Raw genomic sequence first — 24137 nt, 5'->3', positions numbered from 1 at the left:
ACATCGAGGGAAGCCATATGAAGCTCGTTCGGTTCGGATCCAAGGGCTCGGAGAAGCCCGGCCTCGTCGACAAGGACGGCAAAGTCCGCGACCTCTCGCAGCATGTGGCGGACATCACGGGCGAGACGCTGGCACCGGAGAGCCTCGCCAAGCTGAAGGCCATCGATCCGACCTCCCTCCCGTTTGCTCCCGAGGGGGTACGGCTCGGGCAGCCCGTCGCGCGGCCGTGGAGCTTCATTGCCGTCGGTCTCAACTATGCGGATCATGCCAAGGAGGCTGGCCTCGAGATTCCGTCCGAGCCAATTTTGTTCAACAAGCTCGGAAACACGGTGTCGGGGCCGTTCGACGACGTCATCTATCCCAAGAACTCCGATCGCATGGATTGGGAGCTCGAGCTTGCCTTCGTGGTCGGCAAGCGGGCGCGCTACGTGGAGGAGAAGGACGCTCTGGATTACGTGGCGGGCTATGCGATCTGCAACGACGTGTCGGAGCGGCGCTTTCAGATGAAGCGCAACGGGCAGTGGTTCAAGGGCAAGGCTGCTGAGACCTTCGGACCCCTGGGGCCGTGGCTCGTCACCACAGACGAGGTTCCGGATCCGTCCAATCTCGCCATGTCGCTCAAGGTCAACGGCGAGGTGAAGCAACAGGGCACGACGGCGACCATGATCTTCTCGATCCCGTACCTGGTGGCCTACATCACGCAGTTCTGCGTGCTGGAGCCCGGCGACGTGGTGACGACGGGTACGCCGCCGGGAGTGGGATCGGTGATGAAGCCGCCGCAGTATCTCAAGGCCGGCGACGTGATGGAGCTCGAGATCGCCGGCCTCGGCTTGCAGCGGCAGACCGTGGTGCCGTTCCCCGGATAAGCGGGTCCGCCGAACTTCCACTGTGCTCGCCGGATAGGGCTTCAAGATCTTGCGGGGAGCCTGCCATGGCGGAACTCGACGTCGTCGTGCTGGATGCCTTCAACCCCAACCCGTATGGGCTCTTGCGGCGCATCTCGCGGCGGATCAGCGATCGTTTGCTCGAAAACGTCGCAGCTGCGGACTACGGCCATGACGCGGAGGCGCATCTCGCCGCCATCCGGTCCATTCGAGATGGGGGTCCGATCGACGATCCCTTGCTGTGGGTGCCCATGGAGGTGCTCGAGCTCAGAAGGTGGTCGGAGCCGGATGCCGCCGATCGAACGCGCCGGGAAGAGGAGCTTCCCGGACTCGAAGGGCATTGGGTGCGCGCCTTCTGCTGCGCCGTTCTCCTCAAGGCCTACGGCGATCCGCAGACGGGTCCGAGCGCTGACGGCAAGAGTGCCACCTGCATTCAGCTCGTCGAGAGTTTGGGGCAACTTGACGAGAACCTTTCGCGGGAGGCCATGGCGGCGCTCGCATGGCTGTTGCCGCGCGTCGACCGCACGTGGGGCGAGCGCAACTATATGGGCGTCGCCTTGCTTCTCCTCGCCCTGAAATCGAAGCTCGACGTTGACACCGATGTGCTCGAAGCGCTGGCTGCGTGGCTCATCGCCGAGGAACGCGAGCTGTTCGATGTGTTCGGCTACGGTATCGGCACACATCCTTCCATCTGGCAGCTTCGGCTTTCGCATAATCTTTTCGACAGGAAATGGATCGCGCAGGGGAAGGACCTACTGGCGCTTGTCCGTGCGAGCCAGCGCTCGGTTTCTCAGGTCATCCGATTGCTGGCGGGCGAACTGCTGCCCTAGTGCCGCTGCGCGTGCCGATGGACGAGATTTCGGCATGACATTCCGGCGCTCGCAAACACGATCTGGTAGCGGGAAACGGTGTTCGTAGCGTCGACCGGCGAACGAGAAAGCGCGACGTGTTCCAATTTCCGCACCCCATGCCGCACAAAAGCCTGAAAGAGGCAAATTCTACGTTCCGAGCGTGCGCCAAGGGCGTTGTGGGTCCGGCGTGCCGCGGGTTGATATTCGCAACCGATACAGCTACTCCGGCGCCATGATGACATTCTCCCGTTCGAGCCTCGGTCGCGGCGTGTTTGCGCTCGCGCTTTTCGTCTTCTCCGCCGCGTCGTATGCGCAGGCCCCTGCCCAGGCACCGCCTGCGCCAAAGGGAGCTGCGCCGGCCGCGAAGGCTGCCCCTACTCCTGCCCCTCCTGCTGCTCCTACAGCAGCGCCACAGCAGCCCAAGGACGGCGCTGCGGACAAGGCGGCCGGTACGCCGGAGGGACAAGAGGCTGCCGAAGCGACCTCAGGCCCGGAGCGCTCCATCGAGCGCGCGAAGGCGCGCATCCAGGAACTCGAGGCGCGGACCGACGTCGCGCCGGCGATCCGCGAGGAAGCTCTCACGCTTCTTCGCACCGCTCTCGGTCAGTCGGAGGCGGCGGTGGCCAACGCGGCTGCGGCTACGCGGTTTCAGGAATCCGCGCAGCGTTCGCCCGAGCGTGTCGCGGAAGCCAAGCAACAGTTGGATGCGTTGCAGAAGGAGCCCGGCGAAGACGAGTTCGCGAAGCGGATCAGCAAGCTCCCGCTCAGCGAGGCGCAGCAGGCCCTGGATGCGGCCAACGGCGAAGCGGCGTCGCTCAAGACGGAGTTGGGTCAGTTCGAGACGCGCTTGCGCGATATGAGCACCCGCTCGACGGCTGCGCGCGAGGAGCAATCGGCGGAAAAGCAGGCTCTCGATGCGCTCGACAACCCTGAGGCGGCACCCTCCGCCGATCAGGATCCTGTGATCGTTGAGGCGCGCCGTACTTTGCAAAGCGCGGAGAGGCGTGCGCGATCCGCCAAGCTCAATCTTCTTGAACAGGAATTGATCAGTCTGCCGGCGCGTCAAGCGTCCGCTACCGCGCGGCGGGATCTCGCCGCCGCCAAGCTCGACAAGCTCGGCAAGCGCATTCCGATCATCGAGGCGCATCTCAACGGCCTCAAGGAAGCGGAAGCCAGCAAGAAGCAGGATGAGGTGGACCGCGAGGCTCGTCGGCTCTCCGCCCAGCATCCGGTGCTCGAAGCCTATGTCAAGGACACGGACGCGATCCGGCAACGGCGCGACACCGCAACCCGCCGCATCGACGAAAACAAATCCAAGCTTGCAGAGATCCAGGCTGATCTCGCGCGTGTGCGCGATAGCAAGGTGGCGGCGCAGCAGGTGTTGGAAATCGGCAGCATCGGCGGCGAGTTCAGCGAGCTGTTGCGGGCGATGCGCGCCCAGCTTCCCGTCGTGGCAACGCTGCAGCGGCGGATCTGGGACCGCGATCAGACGATCGTCGATGCCCGGTTGAAGCGCTTGCATGCGGAGGAAGCCAGGCGTGCGCTCTCCGACACCGGCGGCATGGCGGATCGCGTGCTCCTGGCGTCGTTGAAGCAAGGGGAGGCCCCGCCTCCGGCAAGCGTGCGCGCCGCCCTGGAGCAATTGGTGGCGGCCCGGCGCGACCTCTATGTGCAACTCCACGATGCGCTGGTCACGCGTATCAGCCAGCTTGCCGAGCTCAATGTCACCGACCGCGACCTTCTCAATCAAACCACTCAGCTGAGGACGCTCTTGAACAGCCGCCTGTTGTGGCTGCCGAGCGCCGATCCGATCGGGTTCGGCTGGTTCAACCAGGTACGCGCGAGCTTCGGATGGCTGTTCAACGGCGAAGCCTGGATGGCGACCGGAAAGGCGCTCGTTGATCGCGCCGTGGGGCAGCCTGTGTTGACCGGGCTCGTGCTGCTCGTGTTCGGCGGGCTCTGTCTTTTCACGCGGCGCCTGCGGGCCCGGCTGGGTGCCATCTCGGAAGCCGTGGGGCGCTATTCGACAGACAACTATTGGCGCACTCCGGAAGCGCTCGTCATCTCAGCGCTTCTCGCGATCAAGACGCCGCTTGTCTTCGGGTACGCGGGGTGGCTCTTGACCTCCTTACCCCAGGAAAACGATTTCGTGGTCGGCGTCGGTGCCGGATTGCTGTCTGTCGCCTCGATTGTCGCTTTCCTGCGCTTCGTGCAGTTCATCTGCATCGAACACGGTCTCTTCGCCGTGCATTTCAGATGGAGCGAGCGGGCGAGGGATGTGCTCTATCGCAACATCCAGTGGCTGAAGTTCGCGATCATTCCTGTTGCACTCATTCTCGGAATGATCGATGCCAGCAGCGCCCAGAATTTGCGCGACGGCCTCGGCCGTTTCGCGTTTCTCGCCGGCGGCCTCGCGGTCTCGGTGTTTCTCTTGCGGATCCTTCATCCCAGGCACGGCATCTTCGCCGAGCGCCTGTCCCAGGGCAGCCTGGCCTGGATCACCCGCCATATCTGGTATCCCGTGCTCTCTCTCTCTCCGCTCGCGATCGCCGGGCTCGCGCTTTGGGGCTATTACGACGGCGCGACGCAGTTCCAGAACGGTCTCGTGCTCTCCATCGCCATCGTTGTTGCCGCGTTCCTCGGCTACAACGTCGTGATGCGGGAGGTGCTGGTGGCGCGGCGGCGGCTCGAGATCCGGCGCGCCTACGAGCGGCGTGAAAAGGCACGCGCGCAAGCTGCCGCGGCACAGCAGGTGACCGAGGCAGGCGGCGATCCGCCCCCGGTGGTACTGGCCGAGCCCGAGGTCGATATCGCCTCGATCAGCGAACAGACGCGCAAGCTCGTCCGCCTGGGAGCGTTTCTGCTGCTCTCTGCTGCGCTCTATTTCTTCTGGCGCGAGGCGCTGCCTTCACTGGCGTTGCTCGACGTGCCTCTCTGGCAGCAGACGGTCACTGTCGACGGTGCGACGCGCAGCTTGCCGATCACTGTGTCGAACGTTCTGGTCGCGCTGGCGATCGGCGTCATTACCTGGATCGCTGCCGTAAATCTGCCGGGGCTGCTCGAGATCACGGCACTGCACCGGCTGCGCATCGAGGCCGGCACTCGCTATGCGGTGGGCGCCGTCAGCCGCTATCTCATCGCCATCGTCGGCATCATCTTTTCCTTCCGCAGCATTGGCTTCGATTGGAGCCAAGTGCAGTGGATCGTGGCGGCGCTGGGTGTCGGTGTCGGCTTTGGACTGCAGGAGATCGTTGCCAACTTCATTTCGGGCCTGATCATCCTCTTCGAGCGGCCGGTGCGTGTCGGCGATACGGTGACGATCGGCAATCTGACCGGCACCGTGTCGCGCATCCATATCCGCGCGACCAGCATGACGGATGGCGAGAACAGAGAGATCATTATCCCCAACAAGTCGCTGATCACCGACAAGGTCATCAATTGGACGCTGACCGACAGCATCACGCGCGTGACGCTCAAGGTTTCCGTGCGCTACGGAACCGATACCCTGCGGGCGCAGATGCTCATTCTCGAAGCCGTCAAATCGACGCCGCACGTGCTCGATACGCCACCGCCGAGCGTGTTTTTCATCGGGTTCGGCGCGTCTGCTCTCGAGTTCGAGGTGCGCGCCTTCGTGCTGCAGCTCGCCCATCGCGCAACGGTGATCAACGATCTTCACGTGGCGATCGAGCGGGCGCTGCGCGAAAAGGAAATAGCGATGTCTTGAAGGGCGTTACTCGTACCGCAAAGAGGGTACGGAGCGATGATCGCTCCGTACCCTGCTTCCGATCAACGTTGAGCAGTTGCGGTCGAGGATGTGCTCTGCTGCGTTGCGTAGGGGTTTGCCTTGTAGGGATAGTGCCACGTGGGCTCTGCCTGAGCGGCAAGTGCGCCTGCGGCAAGGCTTGCCGCCATGACTGCGGTCGCAAGAAGCGTTCTCATGATGGTCTCCGTAGATTTGCTCTGCTTCGGTTGGCGGCCGTCGTTGGGGGATCGCCTGCGTTTCGCTGGCGGGGCGCCGGCCGTAGGCAAGGACTTACGCGCCAGCAGCGGGGCTTGAGAAATATCGATGGCCTGTCAAATCTATAGGTGCCGGCTATGGCGCAAGCCGATGGCAGCGGGACACGGCGCGCTGTTTGAAAACGTCTCGATTTTGGGGTGGTTGTTCGAGCCGAGGCGCGTTTAGCGCACCGAGAACTTGAACGGGACGGACACGACCATGGGCTCGTCGCCGGCATCTTTCGGCATGGCCGGGAACGGAGCGGCGCGGTCGATCGAGGCGACTGCGGCGTCGTCGAGCAGCTTGGATCCGGAGCTCGACGTGATCTCGCGCGACAACAGCTCGCCTCCGGGGCCGACCGTGAAGCGGACAATGGCGGTGCCCGCGAGCCTAGAGCGCGGGTTCATCTTCTTCTTCGAGATGTGAGAAAAGAGCTGGCCGCGATAGGCCGACAGCGCGGTGGTGTTGCCGCCCGTCTTCCCTTCCTCCTCCCTGGCTTTCTGCTCCTCGACGGCGAGTTCGGTCTGCTGGACGGCTGCGAATTGCTTCTCGACCGGCTCCTTGACCTCTTCCTTGAGCTCCTCGACGACCTTTTCCTGCTCGGGGCCGCTCTCGGATGAGATGACGGCCTGCGCATCTTCCTCGATGGGCTTTATCTCTTCGACGGGAGGCGCGGACTGGAGCACCTGGGGCGGCGCCTCAACAGCTTCGACGCGCTCCTGGTAGACACCCTGCTCGACGACGAAGACGTCATCGCCTGCGCCCGCTTCCAGAGAGGCTCCTCCGGGCGTCGTCAGGAAAAATGCCGCGATGCCGCCGTGCAGCGCGAACGAGATCATCCATGTGACGGTGCGAAGCGACATCTTACGCACAGAACTCCGTGGCTCGCTACGGCTTCGGCTTCGGTTGCGAAAGCAGCGAGACGCGTCCGTATCCGCTTTCGCCGACACGGCCCAGGACGTCCATGACGTCGCCGTAGCTGCTCTTCTTGTCGGCACGCACGTAGACGACGGAGTCGCCTTCCGACGCCCTTAGCTCACGCAGGCGTGGAACGAGGCCGTCGGCGGATACCTGCTCCTCGCGGATGTAGAGTGCGCCGTCGCCGGCAAGCGACACCACCATCGCCTTTTTGGACTGGCTGACGCGGGCGGCGGAGGTGTTCGGCAGCTCGAGAGGCACGCCGGCGACCATCAGCGGTGCCGCCACCATGAAGATGATAAGCAGCACGAGCATCACGTCGACCATGGGCGTGATGTTGATTTCGGCCATCGGGCGATAGCCGGCATCGTCCTCGTCGCCCTGCGGCGCGCCATTTCCGACCGCCATCGCCATCAGGAGGCCTTTCCTGCGCGCAGCGGCTCGGTGCCGGCGGGGCGGGCGAACGGCTCAGACTGGGGGCGCGAGAGACGCTTCGCGAGCTCGACGATCGTCGACGATCCACGGTTCGCCCCGCGGCCGAGCGAAACCGAGATCATGTTGTAGGCCATAACGGCCGGGATCGCGGCAGCAAGTCCAAGCGCGGTGGCGAAGAGCGCTTCGGCGATGCCCGGCGCAACGACAGCGAGCGAGGTATCCTTCTGCTGAGCGATCGACGTGAAGCTGTTCATGATGCCCCAGACGGTGCCGAACAGTCCGATGAATGGTGCCGCGGATCCGACGGTGGCGAGAAACGGCAAGCCGACCTCGAGCCGCTGGAGTTCGCCCTTCAGCGATAGGCGCATGGCGCGCTCGAGACGGGCGCGCAGCTCGGCGCGAGGCTCGTTGCGGCCGCCGTCCTCGGCCTCGTGGTGGGCTGCGGAGAGTAGATTGCGTACCAGGCCGCGCGGAGCCTCGGTGGGAGTTTCGTCGCTCACCGTGCGCTCGAGGCGCTTCAGATCGCGGCCAAGCTTGCTGAGGCGCACGGCTTTCTCGAGAATGATGGCCCAGCAGGCCACCGAAGCGAGGACCAGCAACAGCATGACCGTCTTGACGACGGGGTCAGCCTGCAAGACTAGGCCGTAGAACGAAAAATCGTGTCCGGCCGCGACGGTAATCTGCTCCACGAACTTCCCCTTACGCTACTTCGTCAACTGCACGCTTGTCAGCGACTTGACCGTTACACCGGCGAGGCAATTCTCGACCGGGCCAGTGTCCGTCGCGCACTCGACGACGTCGTTAATCAGAAAGCTGCCGATCTTGTCGCACGCAATATTGTCGAGATCGAACAGCTTCACAGTGCGCTTCTGTGCTTTCAGCGGCGCAAGATCCATGGCGAACCGCCGGCCGATGACGCCGTCCTGCTGGAACAGGACCAGGTCCAGCTTGAAAGTTTTGTAGGCCGTGGTGTCGTCATTCTGAACGACGACATAAGCCCGGCATCCGGCACCCTGGGGCTCGAGCTTGTTCAGCTCCACCGACAGAGCCTTCGGTTCTGCCAAGGCCGGCAAAATACCGAGGGACAGACAAGCAACGGCGACGGTGCCGATGACTTTACATGCGGCGTAGATTTCGCGGATCAAGTACTGCCTCCTAGACTTCATATTTCCTGGCTTTGCTTGACGCGCCGGATGTCATCAGGACCCGCCGACGGGACGCTCGCCTTGTTTTGGTTCTATTATAACCTGACACAACGCCGGTTTCCGTGCCACACACACTCGCGAGATGTCGCCGTGTACAAGACGGCCTCGATAAAGTGTTGGTTTGGATAATCTTTTTCTAGGGCCTGGGTGCGAACCGGTCCGTAATCTCCTCAACTCCGGCCCGGCAATTCCCGTGTGCCGTGCCCGACGGTCACTATCCCCAAATTGGGGCGGGAATCAACTGAGAGCAGGCGTCTCGCGGCGGGCGAATGATGCTAGATTCCATCTTCTGTCCGTGTCGGCGATTCGAGTTCATCGGTGTCTGCGATCCCAGGTGGGGTGGAGGAATTCCCGGGCGCTTCGCGGAATCCCTCCGGGACGGTCCGGATGGGGAAAACGGCCCTGATACTAAAGGAATTTCTCCCGGTTTCGACCTCATTTCCGCGGTTGGGAATAATTCCCTAGTAAATCGGGAAATATTCCCGATGCGATATGGTCACATCGGCGCGGAAAACTGCCGGGAACCAGTCTTGGTGTGCTGTTACAAAGTTGACCCAATTGTGGTGGGCCCCATAGTCATTCATCGGTAATCGCCTGGAGGGGCGCGTACGGGGGAGGATCGGCAAAGGCGCTCACAATGCGTCTGCCGTGTCTTTACTGGGAGGCAGGGGAATGAATTTCGGACGGATTACTTTGGTTGCGGGCGCACTCGTGCTGGTGCCGCACATGGCCGGCGCACAGCAGACGGGGGGAGCGCCTGCCGCGCCCGAGACGGAGCTCCCTGCCGTCGATGTCGTGCAGGAGACGCCGGTTCAGAAGGCCGCGCGTGCCAAGAAAAAGGCTCCGGCCGTGTCGCCGCTCAGCAATGCGCCGGCCACGGTTGCGACCGAGGGCGCAGGTGGCGGCAGCGCCGGTTCGCAGGGCGCAGGCGCCGGACTGCCGGCCCCGATCACGGTGCCGAGCGCGGTGACGAACGTTACGGACACCGACATCGACCGTGAAGGCACCATGCAGGTGCAGCAGGCCCTCCAGCAGCAGGTGCCGGGCATCATCATTTCCGACGCTGCCGGCAACCCGCTCCGCGCGGAGGTTTCCTATCGCGGCTTCGACGCCTCGCCGGTCAGCGGCCGTTCGCAGGGCCTCGCCGTCTATCAAAACGGCGTGCGCATCAACGAGGCCTTCGGCGATACGGTGCAGTGGGACGTGATCCCGAGCAACGCCATCTCCTCCATGTCGGTGGTCAGCAACAACCCCTCGTTCGGCCTGAACGCCTTGGGCGGCGCCGTCAGCATTCTCATGAAGGACGGCTTCAGCTATCAAGGCGGCGAGCTCGACATCATGGCGGGCTCGTTCGGGCGCGCACAGGTCGGCGTACAGGCCGGCGGGTCGAGCGGCAACGCCAGCATTTATGTCGCCGCCGAGGCCATGAAGGACGACAGCTTCCGCGACTTCTCGGATAGCGAGGTCAAGCGCTTCTACGGCGACATCGGCCTCAAGGGCAGCCTGGCTGAAGTGCATTTCAGCCTGACGGCCGCGAAAAACGAGTTCGGCGCTTCGGCTGCGGCGCCCGTCGAGCTTCTCGAGCGGAGCTGGAGCAACACCTTCACCACGCCGCAGACGACCGATCTCGAAGTCTACATGCCGACGATCTCGGCGACGGTGAAGGCGACCAGCACGCTGACCGTTTCCGGCGTCGGCTATTACCGCAACTACAAGAACAGCGTGATCGACGGCAACGTCACGGAGCTCGAGGATTGCAACGCCGGCGCCAATTTCTGTCCGGAAGATAATCCGACCGACTTCATTCAGAATGCAGCCAACGGCGCTTTCCTGAACCCCGCCGATTTCGACGAACCGCTCGGTACGCTCGATCGTCTCAACACCGACAGCGAGAGCTGGGGCGGCGTGCTCGAAGGGCAGGACAAGTCGCCGCTGTTCGGGCGTCCGAACCTGTTGATCGCCGGTCTTTCGTATGACCATGGGCGCTCGAACTACACGACGTCGAGCGAGATTGGGCAAATTCAGCCCAAGTACGTGGTCGAAGGCTCCGGCATCATCATCACCGACGACGACAACGAGGTCTCGCCGCGCGATCTCGACTCCGAAAACACCTACTGGGGTCTCTACTTCTCCAACGCGCTCGACGTCACGGATCAGCTGACGGTGACCGTCGGCGGACGTTACAACTACGCGCGCATCAAGCTCGAGGACAACACGGGCGACTTCCCCGAGCTCAACGCCACCAACACCTACGAGCGTTTCAATCCGCAGATCGGCGGAAACTACAAGCTGTTGCCTGGTCTCTCGGTGTACGGCGGCTATTCGGAATCGAACCGCGCGCCGACGCCTGCGGAACTCGGTTGCGCCGAGCCTGATGCTCCGTGCCTCGTCGAAGGCTTCCTGACGGACGATCCGCCGCTCGAGCAGGTGGTCGGGCACACGTCGGAGATCGGTCTGCGGGGACAAGGCAACTACTACGGCGGTCAATATACCTGGAGCGCCGGTCTGTTCCGCACGCTGGCGTCCGACGACATCCTGCCGATCACCGACACCGCGGGCCGGGTCTACTTCATCAACGCGGGCGATACTCTGCGTCAGGGCGTGGAGCTTACGGCAACGTACGAGACGCGCCGTTGGAGCGTGTACGGTTCCTACGCATATGTCGATGCGACGCTCGACTCCTGCGAAGATCCGAGCGGGGAGTGCGCCTTCCTCGAATCCGGCGACCGGCTGCCCGGTATTCCGCGCCAGCGCTTCAAGGCGGGCTTCGAATACTGGCTGACGCCCAAGTGGAAGTTCGGTGCGGATCTCGTGGCGGCCACCAAGCAGCCTCTGTTCAAGAACGAGGCCACCGAGGAGGCCAATCCTGTTCCGAACCTGCTTGCCGGCTATACGCGCATCGATTTGCACTCGTCCTATGACATCACGGACAACATTCAAATTTACGGTCTCGTGAAGAACCTGTTCAACCAGCGGTACGGTCTCTACGGAACGTACTTCGAGGCTGACGACGTCGGCGAGGATGTCGACGAGGTGCTTGGCGGCCCTGGTTTCGCCGATTCCCGGACGATCTCTCCTGCAATGCCGTTCGCGGCCTATGGCGGTGTGAAGGTCAAGTTCTAGGAGCGGCCGCCACGGCCCGCATGAGGCCGGGTGCAATCCCACTCACAAGATTAGAGGCGGCCGGCGTTACAGCCAGCCGCCTTTTTCATTGGCGGCTGCTGCTCGGCTTGCGCTCAGCTACGAGTGCGTGATGGTGGCGGTGCCGGCCAGGATGTCGTAGGCGCACGACAATGACGCGCCAGGTGCCGACAGCACCAGATAGGGTTGGCGGAAGCGTGCATTCCAGAGTGCGTTATCGAAGTCCCAGATGTGGACGGAAAGCGCCGTGTTGCCGACGGTCACGCGTGGCTCGGGACCAGTCGACAAGTCCGCCGCGCTCTTTCGTGCTTCCGCCCCCGAGATTGCAGCGCAGGCGTCGGCGGCCTTGGCCCGATAGGCGAGCAGAAGCGCGTCCTCGGTGGCGCTGCGGTAGGCGCTATCCTGGATCCAGATCTTGAGGCCGGCGAGCAGCGCCAGGGCGACAACGAGGGCGCGCATGGTTCACATTTCGATAGGTCGACGAGGTGCGGCGCGGCGCGAAATTGCCCGCGGCGTTTGATCTCAGAGCCGCTCGACAGTGCGGCCTCATGGTGAACAAAGGGTTACGCGGGGCCTTGCGCAGCGGCGGAAGTCAGGAGGCGGGGGCGGGATTTTCCGCACTGCGGCAAGGGGTAAGCGCCGGCAAAAACCATCTCGAAAGGCTTGTCAGCGCGCGCTCCATGCGGCATGGATCGCGGCCAGCCTCACACGAAAGTCTAACTCGGGGAAGGACACGCGACCCATGGCAAAGAAGAAGATCCTCATCACTTGGCCCCTGCCGGAGGCCGTCATGGCGCGGGCCCGCGAGTCTTATGACGTCATCGCTCACGGCGACAATCCGAAGATCACGGTCGACGAGATGCTCGAGACCGCGAAGTCTGTGGACGCCATCCTGCTGACGCTCAATGAGAAGTGCCCGAAGGCCGTCATCGAGCGCGTGCCCGAGAACATCAAGTGCATCTCGACGTTCTCGATCGGTTTCGACCATATCGACCTTGAGGCCTGCAAGGCGCGCGGCATCAAGGTCGGCAATGCTCCGCACGGGGTCACCGTCGCCACGGCCGAGATCGCCATGCTGCTGCTGCTCGGCGCCGCGCGCCGCGCAGGTGAGGGTGAAAATATGATCCGCACGCGCTCCTGGCCCGGCTGGCAGCCGCTGCAGCTCGTTGGTCAGCGGCTCGACAACAAGAAGCTCGGCATCTACGGCTTCGGCAAGATCGGCCAGGCACTGGCGCAGCGCGCGCGCGGCTTCGACATGGAGATCCATTACTACGATATCTACCGGGCAAAGCCCGAGGTCGAGGCGAAGTACAACGCGACCTACCACGACAGCCTGGACAGCCTGCTCAAGGTCTCGCAATTCTTCTCGATCAATGCGCCTTCGACGCCGGAGACGCGCGGCTTCTTCAACAAGGCCACCATCGAGAAGCTGCCCAAGGGGGCTATTGTCGTGAACACGGCGCGCGGCGACCTCGTCAACGACGGGGACATGATCGCGGCGTTGAAGTCGGGCCGACTCGGCTACGCGGGGCTCGACGTGTTCGCGGGCGAGCCCAAGATCAACGAGGGCTACTACGATCTGCCCAACACGTTCCTGTTCCCGCATCTCGGCTCGGCTGCCGTGGAAGCGCGCAATCAGATGGGCTTCGAAGCGCTCGACAACATCGACGCGTTCTTCGCCGGCAAGGATATGCCGTTCAAGCTCGCCTGACGGCCGAGGCCAGTCTTTGAAAAGATTTCGGGGCAGACTGCCAGACGCAGCCTGCCCCGATCGATTCAAGAGTGCCCGGCAAAGCTACTGTTTGACTTCGGCGCGCTTCTTCAGCTCGGCCTGTGCGTCGCGCACCCGCTGCAGCATATCCTTCGCCATGTCGCGGGCATTTGCATCGCAGGCTTCGCGCTTCGAATAGCTCTTGTTGTAATCACGTGCGAGCTGCGGGAAAACGGCCTCGCTGATGCGTTGGTTGGCTTCGCTTTCCATCATGAACGCCGTCTGGCGCTCGTCGATATAGGCGTCGAGCTCGGCGATTTCGGCAGGCGTCAGCGGGCCACTGCATTTCACGGCAATGATGCGCGCGGCAATCGCGCCGGCGATGGAAGCCGTCGTGCCGGGCCAGCGCTCGGCGTGCGCATCGGCACCGTGTGAGATTGCCATCGCAAGGCCGAGCAGCAGGGTCGAGGCGCGGGTGGCCCATTGGGTCGTCATGATCATCTCCGTCGTCAAATGACCGGCGAGGTGGTCTTGCTTTTTCGGCCGCGATCGTGGGCCAAGCTCGTCGAGCGGTCACAGAACTGAGGCAGGGAAATCGCGCTCGAACGGATTTTGTCCGGCGCCGGACCTGCCTATGATGGGCAGAGAAGCTATCTCTGAGGCTTGATCATGGCAGACGCGGCAGCCCCGCGCATTGCGGCAAAACGCGACCAGGGCGTTCCGTCGGTCGACGGTGGCGCGCCTTCAATCGGCCTCGTTCTCGGTGGGGGCGGGGCGCGGGGGCTTGCGCACATTCTTATGCTCGAAGCCTTCGACGAGCTTGGAATCAAACCGAAAATCATTGCCGGGACATCGATCGGCGCGATCTACGGGGCGGCGTATGCGGCCGGACTTTCGGCGCGCGAGATCCGTTCGCATACGGAAGACATGTTAACCAAACGCGTGGGACTCGTGCGCGATCTGTTCGCCGCTCGCGTGCAGGGTGCCGGGCGGTTCTGGGATCTCGTCTCGGCGCGTGCCTCGTTTCTCGCTCCAGCCACGCTTCTCGATCTCGTGCTGCCCGCGGGCGTGCCGCAGTCGTTCGAGGATCTCGCGATCCCGCTCAATGTGGTGGCGAGCGATTTCTATGCGCTCGAAGCGACGGTGTTCTCTTCCGGACCGCTCCGGCCGGCGGTCGGGGCAAGCATGGCGCTACCGGTCATCTTCGAGCCGGTGCTCATCAATGGCCGGAGCCTGATCGACGGCGGGCTCACCAACCCGCTCCCCTTCGATCTCGTGGCAAGCGAAGCGGATGTTGTGGTCGCCATCGACGTGTCGGGGACAACGGTCCCTTCGGCGTCTCGCCCACGGCCGACGGCGATCGAAGCCTTGATGGCCTCGCCGTTCCTTTTCGAGCGCTCGATCGTGCGCGAGAAGCTCAAGGCGCATCAGCCGGACATCTACATCGACGCAGGAACGGGGCACTATCAGGCGCTGGAGTTTCTCAAGGTGCGCGAGATCCTTGCGGCGGCGGAGCCGGCGAAAGCGCAGCTTCGTGCCAAGCTCGAGCGCGTGCTCGCTTCGTCGGCCGTGCAAAGACCGCGTTAGTCCTCACGGCGGACGGCGAAAAAGGATTTGAGGAGCGCCGCCGCTTCACTTTCGCCGAGGCCAGGATAGAGCTCGGGGCGATGGTGGCAGGTGGCGTGGCTGAAAACGCGGGGTCCCTGCTCCACGCCGCCGCCTTTCGGATCCGGCGCGGCATAGTAGAGGCGGCGGATACGGGCAAACGAGATGACGGCTGCGCACATGGGGCAAGGCTCGAGCGTGACGTAAAGGTCGTGGCCGATGAGGCGCTCGCTGCCGCGTTTCGCCGCGCCTTCGCGGATCACAAGCATCTCGGCATGGGCCGACGGGTCCGACAGCTCGCGGGTGCGGTTGCCGGCGGCTGCCACAACCTCGCCCTCCGGGCTTACGAGGACGGCGCCAATCGGAACCTCGCCGCGTGCCGCAGCGGCGTGGGCTTCATGGAGCGCACGTTCCATGTGGCCGAGGCGGGCCGGCAGTGTCATAAGGTGCTCCTCCTTGTTTCTCGTGCTTCTTGTTCGAAAACCGGTTCCCATTTTCGGGAAGCACTCGTGAGCCCAAGCCCATGCGCAAATCATCATTCGGACATCGCTCACCTCGGGGCAAGCCGCAAGACGGTAGAGGCTCCCGCTCGCGCGCCTTTTCCGGGAAGCCGCGCGAGGGCGGAGACGACCGGGGCGAACGGCGGGAGAAGGCGGCCTCCCCCGCAGGCGGGCATTTCCGCAAACGCCCCGGCGGGCCCGCCGGCAAGAGGGTGGTGCAGAAGATCGCGTCGATCTCCGAGCCGATGCGGATCGCGAAGGCCATGGCGCGGGCCGGTCTCTGCTCGCGGCGGGAAGCCGAGCGCTGGATCGCGGACGGGCGGGTCAACGTCAACGGCAAAGTGCTCAAGACGCCGGCCATAGAGGTGGGCCCTCGCGACCGTGTTCTGGTCGATGGTCAGCCGCTGCCGGTGGCGGAGCCGTCACAGCTCTGGCGCTACAACAAGGCAAAGGGGCTCGTCACGACGCATAACGATCCGCAGGGGCGGCCGACGGTGTTCGACAATCTTCCGCCGGGGCTGCCACGTGTGATCTCGGTCGGGCGGCTGGATTTCAACACCGAGGGGCTGATCCTGCTCACCAACGACGGAGAGCTGGCGAGGCACCTGGAGCTGCCGGCAACGGGCTGGTTGCGCCGCTATCGCGTGCGCGCCAAGGGACGCGTGACGCAAGCCGATCTCGACAAGCTCAAGGAGGGTGTCGAGATCGAAGGCGTGCGGTATGGGCCGGTGGAGGCGGTGGTCGACACGACGCAGGGCGCCAACATGTGGCTGACCGTCGGTATTCGGGAAGGTAAGAACCGCGAAGTGCGAAAAGTGCTGTCCAACCTCGGCCTCGACGTCAATCGGTTGATCCGCATTTCGTTCGGGCCATTTCAGCTTCTCGATCTCAAGCCCGGCGAGGCGGAGGTCGTGCGGCGGCGCGTGCTGGCCGATCAGCTCGGCCCGGAGCTGGCAGCCGAGTTCGGGCTTACCGACAAGGACGATGACGCGGCCGGCAAGCGCGGTGGCCGAAAGCCCCATCGGCCTCAGAAATCCAAGGGCAAGCAGGAAACCTGATGCGCGTTGTCGGCGGCACTTTTCGCGGGCGGGCCTTGGCCGCTCCGCAGCACGAGGGTCTGCGGCCGACCTCGGACCGCGTGCGCGAAGCGGTGTTCAACATCCTGATGCACGGCGTGCCGGATTTTTCGGTTGAAGGCGTGCGGGTGATCGATCTCTTCGCGGGCACGGGTGCGCTCGGTATCGAGGCGCTGTCTCGGGGGGCGGCCTACTGTCTGTTCGTCGAGGAGGCGCCGGAAGCGCGGGCGCTGATCCGTACCAACATCGAAGCCATGGGCTTGACGGGTGCGACGCGGATCTTTCGCCGTAATGCGACGGATCTCGGTCCGGCCGGAAACATGGAACCCTATGGGCTGGCGTTTCTCGATCCTCCCTACGGCCGGGGGCTGGGCGAGAAGGCGCTCGCCGTGCTCAGAGACGGGGGGTGGCTCGCGCCCGGTGCGGTGGTCGTGCTGGAGGAGCGTGCGAGCGCCGACGTCGTGCTGCCGGACGGCTTCACGGAGATCGACCGGCGCAGTTGGGGCGATACGCAGGCGGTGTTCGGCGGCTTCAATGGTTCCGGAGGCTGAGAGCTACTTGCGGCCGAAGAGGCGCTCGATGTCGGAGAGCTTCAGCTCGACGTAGGTCGGCCGGCCGTGATTGCACTGGCCGGAGAACGGCGTCGCCTCCATTTCGCGCAGAAGTGCATTCATTTCCGGGGCAGTGAGACGGCGACCGGCGCGCACGCTGCCGTGGCAGGCCATGCGCGATGCCACTGATTCCAGACGCTCACGCAACGGTGCGCCCGCGCCCTCCGACAGGAGATCGGCCGCGAGATCCCTGACCAGTCCCTGGATGTCGGAGGTCCCGAGCAGAGCGGGCGTCTCGCGCACGGCGACAGCGCCTGTGCCGAAGCGCTCGAGCACGAGACCCAGCTCCGCCAGCTCCGCCGCTTTCTCGTCGAGGGCGAGAGCTTCATCCTCCCCGACTTCGATGACGGTGGGAATGAGCAAGGCCTGACGCGCGACGCCGCCGTTGGCGAGGGCCTTTTTCAGGCGCTCGTAGACAAGGCGCTCGTGGGCGGCATGCTGGTCGACGATGACGACGGAGGTCTCGGTCTGGGCGACGATGTAGGTTTCGTGCAGTTGGGCACGTGCGGCGCCGAGTGGGCGGCTTTCATTGGCCGACGACGCGGAGACGGCTTCTTCATGCGCGGTCGCATCGGCGGTGGGCATGTCGAGACCGGCAAATGGCGTTTGCCGCTCTTCCGCGAAACCGGTTTCGGCACCGGCGCGCGCAAAGTCGAGGTCTGGGCGTGGCTCATCGTATCGTGATGCAGATGGTTGTGCGCGCGCCAGAGTCTCGAGGGTGCGCGCGCCGCCCTGGGCGGTGGCCCGGAAGCCTGCGCCTTCCAGGGCGTGGCGCAAGGCTCCGATCAGAAGGCCGCGCACTGCGGCGCTGTCGCGGAAGCGTACCTCAACCTTGGCGGGGTGGACGTTGACATCGACGTCGGTGGGGGGCAGCTCGACGAAGAGCGCGAGCAGGGGGTGACGCCCTTTCGGCACGAGGTCTCCGTAGGCTGCGCGCACGGCGCCGACGACGAGTTTGTCGCGCACGGGGCGGCCGTTGACGAACAGGAACTGATAGGTTGCGTCGGGGCGATGCAACGTCGGCAGGCCCGCGAAGCCCTTGACGCTCACGCCGTCACGCTCGCCCGCAATCGGCACGGCATCGGTCATGAACTCGCGGCCCATGATGCGGCCAAGGCGCTCGAGCATGCCATCCGGGTTCGCCGTCGAGCGCGGCAGCCGCAAACCGGTCCGCTCACCCATGGTGAGCGAGAAGCCGACGTGCGGATGGGCCATGGCCAGGCGCTTCACGGTTTCGGAGACAGCAAGATTTTCCGCGCGCTCGGATTTCAGGAACTTGAGGCGCGCGGGGGTGGCGGAGAAGAGGTCGCGCACCTCGATGCGCGTGCCGGGATTGAGGGCTGCGGGTTTCAAGGGTTGCTTCGTGCCGCGGTCGACGGCGATCTCGAGTGCGTCGCGCGTGCCGCGCGGACGCGAGGCAATCGCGAGATGGGCGATGGCACCGATGGAGGGCAGCGCCTCGCCGCGGAAGCCGAGCGTACGGATCGCCAGCAGATCGTCGCTGTCGAGCTTCGAGGTGGCGTGACGCTCGACGCAAAGTGCGAGGTCGCTCTCGTCCATGCCGCAGCCGTCGTCGGTGACGCGGATCAGCGACAGTCCGCCGGCGGCAGTCACGATCTCGATCTCGGTTGCGCCGGCGTCGAGGGCGTTCTCGACCAGCTCCTTGACGACGCTGGCCGGGCGCTCGACGACCTCGCCCGCGGCGATGCGGTTGACGGTCTCTGGGCTGAGCTGACGAATGGCCATCGCGGCGTGGGAATCCCCGAATCTCTACGGTGCGGAAGGGTACTCCGGCGCAGCAAGGCGAGGAAGGGCGCGTGCTGTGCGAATTGTCCTCAATATCCCAGAGGGATGCAGCGTCGCCATTTGGCGTCGGATGCGTGCGCCTATGGTTGCACCTTGCCGAGGAGCTGGATCGCGGTTTCGCCGGGGCGCAGGCCGGGCTGCTTGGTGACGAGGACTTCGCGGATCGTTCGGCTGGGGTCGACGGGAATCGGCTGGCTCTGGTGTCCTGGCGCCAGAGCCCCCTGCAGGACAAAGCGTTCGGTGCCGCCATCCCTGAATGCGATTTCGAGTCCGACGAGCGTGATGGCGAGACTTCCCGAACGGATGCGAAGCTCGGAGACACGGCTCTGATGGGCCGGCACGCGAAACGTCAGGCTCTGCGTGCGGTTGTTGGTACGGGCCGTGGCGAGGACGTCAAGCGCCTGCTCGGCGCGCGGCAGAGTTGCGCCCAGCGTCGCCATCGCAGCGACAAGCCCCCATCGGCGGACACGCCCTGTTGCCCACGTCGCGGCAAAGGTGAAAGTTCGGCTCTGTCTATGCTTGGTCAGTGTTGACCCCAGATCTGGACGACGGCGGGACGGCCGTCGAGCGCGTTCTTCAGTCCCTTGGCCAGGTCGAAGCGCGAGCGGTACGTTGCCTCGATGGATTTTATGGGCGCTTTGCCGCCTTTGAATTCGAGCGGACCGTAGGGTTTGCCGGGGTCGATGCGCTCGCGCATGGCGAAGACCTCGTCGGGACCGCTGGCGAACTTGATGCGGATCTCCTTCAGTGTGATGGCGCGGTCCACGGCTTGGACACGAAGGCGCGTGAAGCCGCCCTGGTTCTCGCCCACCGCAATGATGTCGCGGTCAAAGCCGGTGAAGCCCGCGGTCTGAGCGCCGAGCAGCACCCAGCCTTCGTGGTAATTCCGGCCTTCACCTGCGGCGGTCAGCCAGTCCTTTGCGTACTCGCCGGTGACCTCGATGCGGACCTCATCGCGGATGCCGGGCTGGGCGCGGTAGCTCAGCTGAATTTCGTGGATGAACTTTCCGCCGTCGACGCCGAACCAGCCGGAGCGGGCGCCGGCCTTGATCTCGGCGTCGACGGCGATGTCCTGCTGGGAGCCGTCGACGAAGACGATCCGCAGCGCCGATACGTGGACGTCGTGGCCGACGACGCGCAGGCGTATGCGATTGAATTTGCCGAGATCGTCGCCGACCTTGATGACATCGCGATCAATGCCGAGCTCCAGATCCCGGTGGCCGAACATGACATCGCGGTCGTCCGCGTGTGCCGGGGCGATGCCGGCGACGACAGCGCAGATCGCGATCAGGGCGAGGCTCGCCAAGCGCGCGTTGCGAAGCATGATTTACTCCCGTGTGCGGATATGCGAAGCCCGGCGAACGCGCCAGTGTTACTGCATCGGACAAACAAAAAGAAGTTGCTGCCTTTACGGCGGTCTTCGATATGCGGATCAGGCAGCGCGCGGGGGAGACGTCGGCATGCGCAACTCTGCAGGTATTTCTGCGGCGATTTCCGAGCTCAAAGCGCTGTTTGGTCCCCGTGTGGACACGGGGGAAGCCGTTTGCCGCGCCCATGCCAACACCCTGACCTGGATCGCGGCCGAGCCGCCGGATGCCGTGGTGTGGCCTTCGACGACAGACGAGGTGGTGGCGATCATGGATCTGGCGCGACGCCATCTCGCCCCGCTCATTCCGTTCGGTGCGGGTACGTCTCTCGAAGGCCACGTGAATGCGCCGCTCGGCGGCATCTCCGTCGATCTCTCGAGAATGACGCGCATTCTGGCGGTGGGACCAGGCGACCTCGATTGCACGGTGGAGGCCGGCGTGACACGCGGCGCGTTAAACGCGCATGTGCGCGACCTCGGCCTGTTCTTTGCGGTCGATCCCGGTGCGGGAGAGGCGACGCTCGGCGGTATGGCGGCGACGCGCGCTTCCGGCACCAACGCCATGCGCTATGGGACCATGCGCGACAATGTCATTGCGCTCAAGGCGGTGATGGCGAACGGAGATGTGTTGACGACGGGCGGACGCGCGCGGAAGTCTGCGGCCGGGCTCGATCTCACGCGGCTGTTGGTCGGATCGGAGGGCACGCTCGGAATCATCACCGAGCTCACCCTGAAGCTGCATCCGATCCCGGCGCGCGTGCTTGCGGCGGCTTGTCCGTTCGGGTCGATCGGAGGGGCGTGCGAGGCGACCATCGAGGCCAATGCGTCCGGGCTCGGGCTTGCGCGCGTGGAACTGCTCGATGCGGTGCAGATCCGTGCCGTGAATTTTCATTCGAAGCTCGCTCTGCCGGAGCTGCCGCATCTCTTTATCGAGATCGCGGGCGGAGAGGCCGCGACGGAAGAACAGCTCGAGGCCTTTCGCGATATCGCGCTTCGCCATGGGGCGCTTTCGTTCGCGTGGGCTGCCGGAGCGGACGAACGGCGCACGCTCTGGCGGGCCCGGCACGATGCATACTGGTCGGTGCGCACGATGTGGCCCGGCAAAACCGTGCTGGTCAGCGATGTGGCCGTGCCGCTCACTGCGCTCGCGTGCTGCGTGGAGGAGACGGTCGCCGATATCGCGGAGGCCGGTGTTCCCGCGCCGATCGTCGGACACGTCGGAGACGGAAATTTCCATGTGATCCCGGTTTTCGACGAGGCCGATCCCGACGCCGTCGCGCGCGTGCGGAGGTTGCTCGATCGTCTGGTCGAGCGGTCTCTTTCTTTGGGTGGCACCTGCACCGGCGAGCATGGCGTGGGGCAGGGCAAGATGGTTTACCTGGAGCGGGAGCTCGGGCGTCCCGCAGTGGAGGCGATGCGCGCCATCAAAGGGGCCCTCGACCCTCTAGGCTTGCTCAATCCGGGAAAGATGCTTCCCGAGATGGGGTGACGACGGTGCGTCTCATGCTTTTCGGATATTAAGGTGCAGAGCAATCGGGCCTGGCGAAATTCGCCGTATTCTTATAATACGACTTTTAATAGATAGTTCTTCATTCTCTCGCGTACAGTTCTTCTTATTTGTTAGCATAAATCTTAAACAACGCTCGCAATTGATCTGCGGCATGTCTTGCGCAGCGTGGTTGTTTCGGGTTTCTATGTGGGTGCGAACGTGGCGCCGTCCCACCTATCCCCCCTAGGGGCGTCATAGTTCTTCAGCCCGCGACCTGCCCCCCCGGTCGCGGGCTTTCTATTTTCAGGGTCTGTGCGCTAGGACTGCGAGCCCCGAGACCAGCCGGCCGCTTCGGCCTCGCTCTCGCTGCAGAACCAGCGTTCGCCCCGGGATTCCCTGACCTTGGTGCTTTCGTAGCTTGCCGCCCAGGGCAAGACGTAGGTGCGCGTTCCCGAGCGGATGGCGCCTTTGATGGGGCAGCCTTCGGGCGCGGTCTTCTTGGCTTCCTGCCACCTTTTTTCGCGATAATCCTGGGGGCGCTCGGCCTCGCCCGCCCAGAGGCCCAGCTTGCGTTCCTGCGCCTGGCCTTCGACGCCGGCGTAGCTGCCCCAGAAGCCGCCATCAGCAAATACGTTGCCGCTGCTTACGAGTTGTTCGGCGATGTCCTCTCCACCCGCATAGCAGCGGGCCCGCTTTGCGCTGCTTTCCTCGCCTAGGATATCGCAGGTGATGCGGCGGCCGCGCACCAGGGTTGCGAGCTGATCCTTGGCGGCAGTGCCGCATTTCCACGATCCGCTTGCTCGCTGGCATGATTGCGAGGGCTCGGGTGCTTCTATGCCGTCCAACAGAACATTCTTTCCGGCAATGCGCAGCGTGTCACCGCTGACGGCCACCGCGCGTCCCTCGATGCGTGAGGCGTCGTTTTCCGGGAGTGCGCCGGTGGTCACGGGAGCCGGGGAGGAGAGGCCGGCCAGCGAGATCGGCGATCCATAATGGTAGAGGGCGCTGCCCGTGGTCACGATCGCGACCAGACCGAGAATGGTGAGCCCGGCCTGTGCTGCCGAAAAGCGCCGGTGGCCCGGAAGCTCGAATTCGTGGCCGCGCAGCCGCTCGAGGAGGCTTTCGCGCTCGCTCGCATAGCGATTGCGGCGGGGATCACCGAGGTGGGCCAGCAGGAGAACGGCCGCCGCCAAACCGCCAAGCGTCACGACGACGAGCACATCGCTGTCGAAGCCGAAGGTCCATGTGCGATAGGCGGCGCCCAGGCCGGCGAGGAGGGCCACGATCTTTAGGGCCAGATTAGGTTTCGGCTCGCGGACCCAGGCGAGGAGCGGGTCCAGATGCGGGGCAAGCGGCTCGCCGATGCGCTGGGTGAACGCGCTCAATGCGGACCAAAGGATGCCAGCTGCGTTCGCCGTCGCGTATCCCAAGGCCGCGGCCCCGCGTGCGATCGCGGCCGCCGCGGTGCTGCCGAAGCTGACGGACGCGTGTAAGATCGTCGAGCCCAAGCTTTTGGCGCCGTGCCCAAGCCCCGCTCCAGCACTCTTGGCTCCTGCAAGACCGGCATCGAGGCCGCGCTTGCCCGCATCCTTCACCTTTTCCGCGGCGGCGGCCTGCACGTCCTTGATCCGCTGACGGCGTTGCTCCCGACGCACCAGAATCGTGGTGCGCACGTAGTCACGCCATTCGAACCCTTCATTGCGTTTTCGCCGCCAGAACACGTGCTTCCCCGCGCGGTGTTGCTTCACATGTTTCGAAAGGGGGGCGTCTCTCTTGCGCCTATGCGGCACGAGATACCCGTCGGACCCATGTACTCGAATGATGGCAGGGCTTTGGCCGACTGAGACAAAAATGTAAAGAATCCCCAGGGACGCCTGGATGGACTTCCACATTTCCGGCGGCTAGATTTCCCTCGTGTTGCGTGCCGGGCGCACCTTAAGGAGGGTTTCATGACACAGGTACAAACGCGCCTTGTGAGGTCTCTCGTCCTGTCGTTTGGCGCCGTGGCGTTGCTCGCGGCTCCGCTGCAGGCCTTGGCCGACGATGGTCCGCCGAAACCTCGCGTCGACTGCAGCAAACCCAAGAACAAGAGCAAGCCGGAGTGCAAAGACAGTCACAGCGCCGCGGACAACGAGATCATCAACGGCGCCTATTGGCTGGCACACGCCGGGAAGTACACGGACGCACAGGCGCTGCTCGCGACGCTCGCCGACAAGGAAAATCCTCGCGCGCTCAACGCCATGGGTTTCACTACGCGCAAGCTCGGCGATGTGGATGGTGCGCTGCCCTACTACGCGCGTGCACTCGCTCTCGAACCCAACTATGTTCAGGCCCGCGAATACCTGGGTGAGGCGTTCCTGGCCAAGGGCGATCTGGCGAGCGCGCGTGCGCAGCTCGGTGAGATCGAGCGGCGTGCCGGGGCCGGCTCGGTGTCGTTTGCGAACCTCAAGCGCGAGATCACGGCGTTCGAGGTCAAGAGCGCGGTGCGCGGCTGACGCCTTTGCCCGCAAAAAGTGGATGACGGAATGGGGTGGCGTCTCGC

The 24137-nt window shown here is 64.3% G+C and carries 22 protein-coding genes; 10 read left to right on the top strand and 12 right to left on the bottom strand.

All coding sequences use genetic code 11. The annotated features are described in order from the left end of the window. Positions 1–17 precede the first annotated feature (17 nt). The 3 genes from QZV93_RS03810 to QZV93_RS03800 all read left to right on the top strand — a co-directional run bounded on the left by QZV93_RS03810 (position 18) and on the right by QZV93_RS03800 (position 5459). The gene (locus QZV93_RS03810) at positions 18–866 is read left to right on the top strand and encodes a fumarylacetoacetate hydrolase family protein (RefSeq protein ID WP_295556106.1); all 849 of its coding nucleotides are present in this window, start codon (positions 18–20) and stop codon (positions 864–866) included. Positions 867–931: 65 nt separating this feature from the next. Further along, a complete protein-coding gene (locus tag QZV93_RS03805) occupies positions 932–1714 on the top strand; it encodes a hypothetical protein (RefSeq protein WP_295556105.1) in 783 nt (260 codons plus the stop codon). A gap of 253 nt (positions 1715–1967) precedes the next feature. Continuing rightward, entirely contained in the window at positions 1968–5459 is a 3492-nt protein-coding gene (locus tag QZV93_RS03800) for a mechanosensitive ion channel domain-containing protein (protein WP_295556104.1), read from the top strand. Positions 5460–5521: 62 nt separating this feature from the next. Here QZV93_RS03800 and QZV93_RS03795 read toward each other — a convergent pair whose 3' ends face one another. From QZV93_RS03795 to QZV93_RS03775, 5 genes are all read right to left on the bottom strand, one after another. Further along, the gene (locus QZV93_RS03795; RefSeq protein WP_295556103.1) at positions 5522–5674 is read right to left on the bottom strand and encodes a hypothetical protein; all 153 of its coding nucleotides are present in this window, start codon (positions 5672–5674) and stop codon (positions 5522–5524) included. 240 nt (positions 5675–5914) lie between these two features. After that, complete coding sequence (locus QZV93_RS03790) at positions 5915–6595, bottom strand: energy transducer TonB (protein ID WP_295556102.1); 681 nt, start codon at positions 6593–6595, stop codon at positions 5915–5917. A gap of 25 nt (positions 6596–6620) precedes the next feature. After that, on the bottom strand, positions 6621–7064 hold the full coding sequence (locus QZV93_RS03785) for an ExbD/TolR family protein (protein WP_295556101.1): 444 nt from the start codon (positions 7062–7064) through the stop codon (positions 6621–6623). Further along, on the bottom strand, positions 7064–7774 hold the full coding sequence (locus tag QZV93_RS03780) for a MotA/TolQ/ExbB proton channel family protein (RefSeq protein ID WP_295556100.1): 711 nt from the start codon (positions 7772–7774) through the stop codon (positions 7064–7066). Before QZV93_RS03780 ends, QZV93_RS03785 begins: the two co-directional genes overlap by 1 nt. Before the next feature lie 15 nt (positions 7775–7789). Further along, positions 7790–8230 (bottom strand): hypothetical protein, encoded by a 441-nt coding sequence (locus QZV93_RS03775; RefSeq protein ID WP_295556099.1) that lies wholly within the window; start codon positions 8228–8230, stop codon positions 7790–7792. A gap of 732 nt (positions 8231–8962) precedes the next feature. On the opposite strand from QZV93_RS03775, the gene QZV93_RS03770 reads away from it, so the two are divergent. After that, positions 8963–11413: a TonB-dependent receptor gene (locus tag QZV93_RS03770; protein WP_295556097.1), complete on the top strand. Its 2451-nt coding sequence runs from the start codon at positions 8963–8965 to the stop codon at positions 11411–11413. A 117-nt stretch (positions 11414–11530) separates the two neighbouring features. Here the strand turns inward: QZV93_RS03770 and QZV93_RS03765 are convergent, their stop codons facing one another. Then, positions 11531–11890, bottom strand: a complete 360-nt coding sequence (locus QZV93_RS03765) for a hypothetical protein (RefSeq protein ID WP_295556095.1) — start codon at positions 11888–11890, stop codon at positions 11531–11533. A gap of 283 nt (positions 11891–12173) precedes the next feature. Between QZV93_RS03765 and QZV93_RS03760 the strand changes: the two genes are divergently transcribed. Then, on the top strand, positions 12174–13142 hold the full coding sequence (locus tag QZV93_RS03760) for a D-glycerate dehydrogenase (RefSeq protein WP_295556093.1): 969 nt from the start codon (positions 12174–12176) through the stop codon (positions 13140–13142). An 84-nt stretch (positions 13143–13226) separates the two neighbouring features. Here the strand turns inward: QZV93_RS03760 and QZV93_RS03755 are convergent, their stop codons facing one another. After that, positions 13227–13637, bottom strand: a complete 411-nt coding sequence (locus QZV93_RS03755) for a hypothetical protein (RefSeq protein ID WP_295556092.1) — start codon at positions 13635–13637, stop codon at positions 13227–13229. Between the two features lie 174 nt (positions 13638–13811). Here QZV93_RS03755 and QZV93_RS03750 point away from each other — a divergent pair, with 174 nt between their 5' ends. After that, the gene (locus QZV93_RS03750; RefSeq protein WP_295556090.1) at positions 13812–14729 is read left to right on the top strand and encodes a patatin-like phospholipase family protein; all 918 of its coding nucleotides are present in this window, start codon (positions 13812–13814) and stop codon (positions 14727–14729) included. Here QZV93_RS03750 and QZV93_RS03745 read toward each other — a convergent pair. After that, the gene (locus QZV93_RS03745; RefSeq protein WP_295556088.1) at positions 14726–15190 is read right to left on the bottom strand and encodes a nucleoside deaminase; all 465 of its coding nucleotides are present in this window, start codon (positions 15188–15190) and stop codon (positions 14726–14728) included. The two genes, QZV93_RS03750 and QZV93_RS03745, sit on opposite strands and share 4 nt — an antisense overlap. A 272-nt stretch (positions 15191–15462) precedes the next feature. Here QZV93_RS03745 and QZV93_RS03740 point away from each other — a divergent pair, with 272 nt between their 5' ends. Further along, complete coding sequence (locus tag QZV93_RS03740) at positions 15463–16305, top strand: pseudouridine synthase (RefSeq protein WP_363156505.1); 843 nt, start codon at positions 15463–15465, stop codon at positions 16303–16305. After that, the gene (rsmD, locus tag QZV93_RS03735) at positions 16305–16874 is read left to right on the top strand and encodes a 16S rRNA (guanine(966)-N(2))-methyltransferase RsmD (RefSeq protein ID WP_295556086.1); all 570 of its coding nucleotides are present in this window, start codon (positions 16305–16307) and stop codon (positions 16872–16874) included. Before QZV93_RS03740 ends, rsmD begins: the two co-directional genes overlap by 1 nt. Before the next feature lie 3 nt (positions 16875–16877). Here rsmD and mutL read toward each other — a convergent pair whose 3' ends face one another. The 3 genes from mutL to QZV93_RS03720 form a co-directional block, all read right to left on the bottom strand. Further along, entirely contained in the window at positions 16878–18680 is a 1803-nt protein-coding gene (gene mutL, locus QZV93_RS03730) for a DNA mismatch repair endonuclease MutL (RefSeq protein WP_295556085.1), read from the bottom strand. Positions 18681–18820: 140 nt separating this feature from the next. Continuing rightward, positions 18821–19180: a hypothetical protein gene (locus QZV93_RS03725; protein ID WP_295556084.1), complete on the bottom strand. Its 360-nt coding sequence runs from the start codon at positions 19178–19180 to the stop codon at positions 18821–18823. An 83-nt stretch (positions 19181–19263) separates the two neighbouring features. After that, positions 19264–20064: a hypothetical protein gene (locus tag QZV93_RS03720; RefSeq protein ID WP_295556083.1), complete on the bottom strand. Its 801-nt coding sequence runs from the start codon at positions 20062–20064 to the stop codon at positions 19264–19266. A gap of 136 nt (positions 20065–20200) precedes the next feature. Between QZV93_RS03720 and QZV93_RS03715 the strand changes: the two genes are divergently transcribed. Further along, complete coding sequence (locus QZV93_RS03715) at positions 20201–21595, top strand: FAD-linked oxidase C-terminal domain-containing protein (protein WP_295556081.1); 1395 nt, start codon at positions 20201–20203, stop codon at positions 21593–21595. 317 nt (positions 21596–21912) lie between these two features. On the opposite strand, the gene QZV93_RS03710 is transcribed toward QZV93_RS03715, so the two are convergent. After that, on the bottom strand, positions 21913–23268 hold the full coding sequence (locus tag QZV93_RS03710; protein WP_295556080.1) for a thermonuclease family protein: 1356 nt from the start codon (positions 23266–23268) through the stop codon (positions 21913–21915). Positions 23269–23544: 276 nt separating this feature from the next. Here QZV93_RS03710 and QZV93_RS03705 point away from each other — a divergent pair, with 276 nt between their 5' ends. Next, a complete protein-coding gene (locus QZV93_RS03705; RefSeq protein ID WP_295556078.1) occupies positions 23545–24090 on the top strand; it encodes a tetratricopeptide repeat protein in 546 nt (181 codons plus the stop codon). The last annotated feature ends 47 nt before the right edge of the window (positions 24091–24137 follow it).

The sequence above is a fragment of the uncultured Hyphomicrobium sp. genome, assembly GCF_902826555.1.
Lineage (GTDB): Bacteria > Pseudomonadota > Alphaproteobacteria > Rhizobiales > Hyphomicrobiaceae > Hyphomicrobium_C.
The sequence above is the reverse complement of the archived record's forward strand: the minus strand, read 5'-3'. Positions and strand labels throughout refer to the sequence as shown.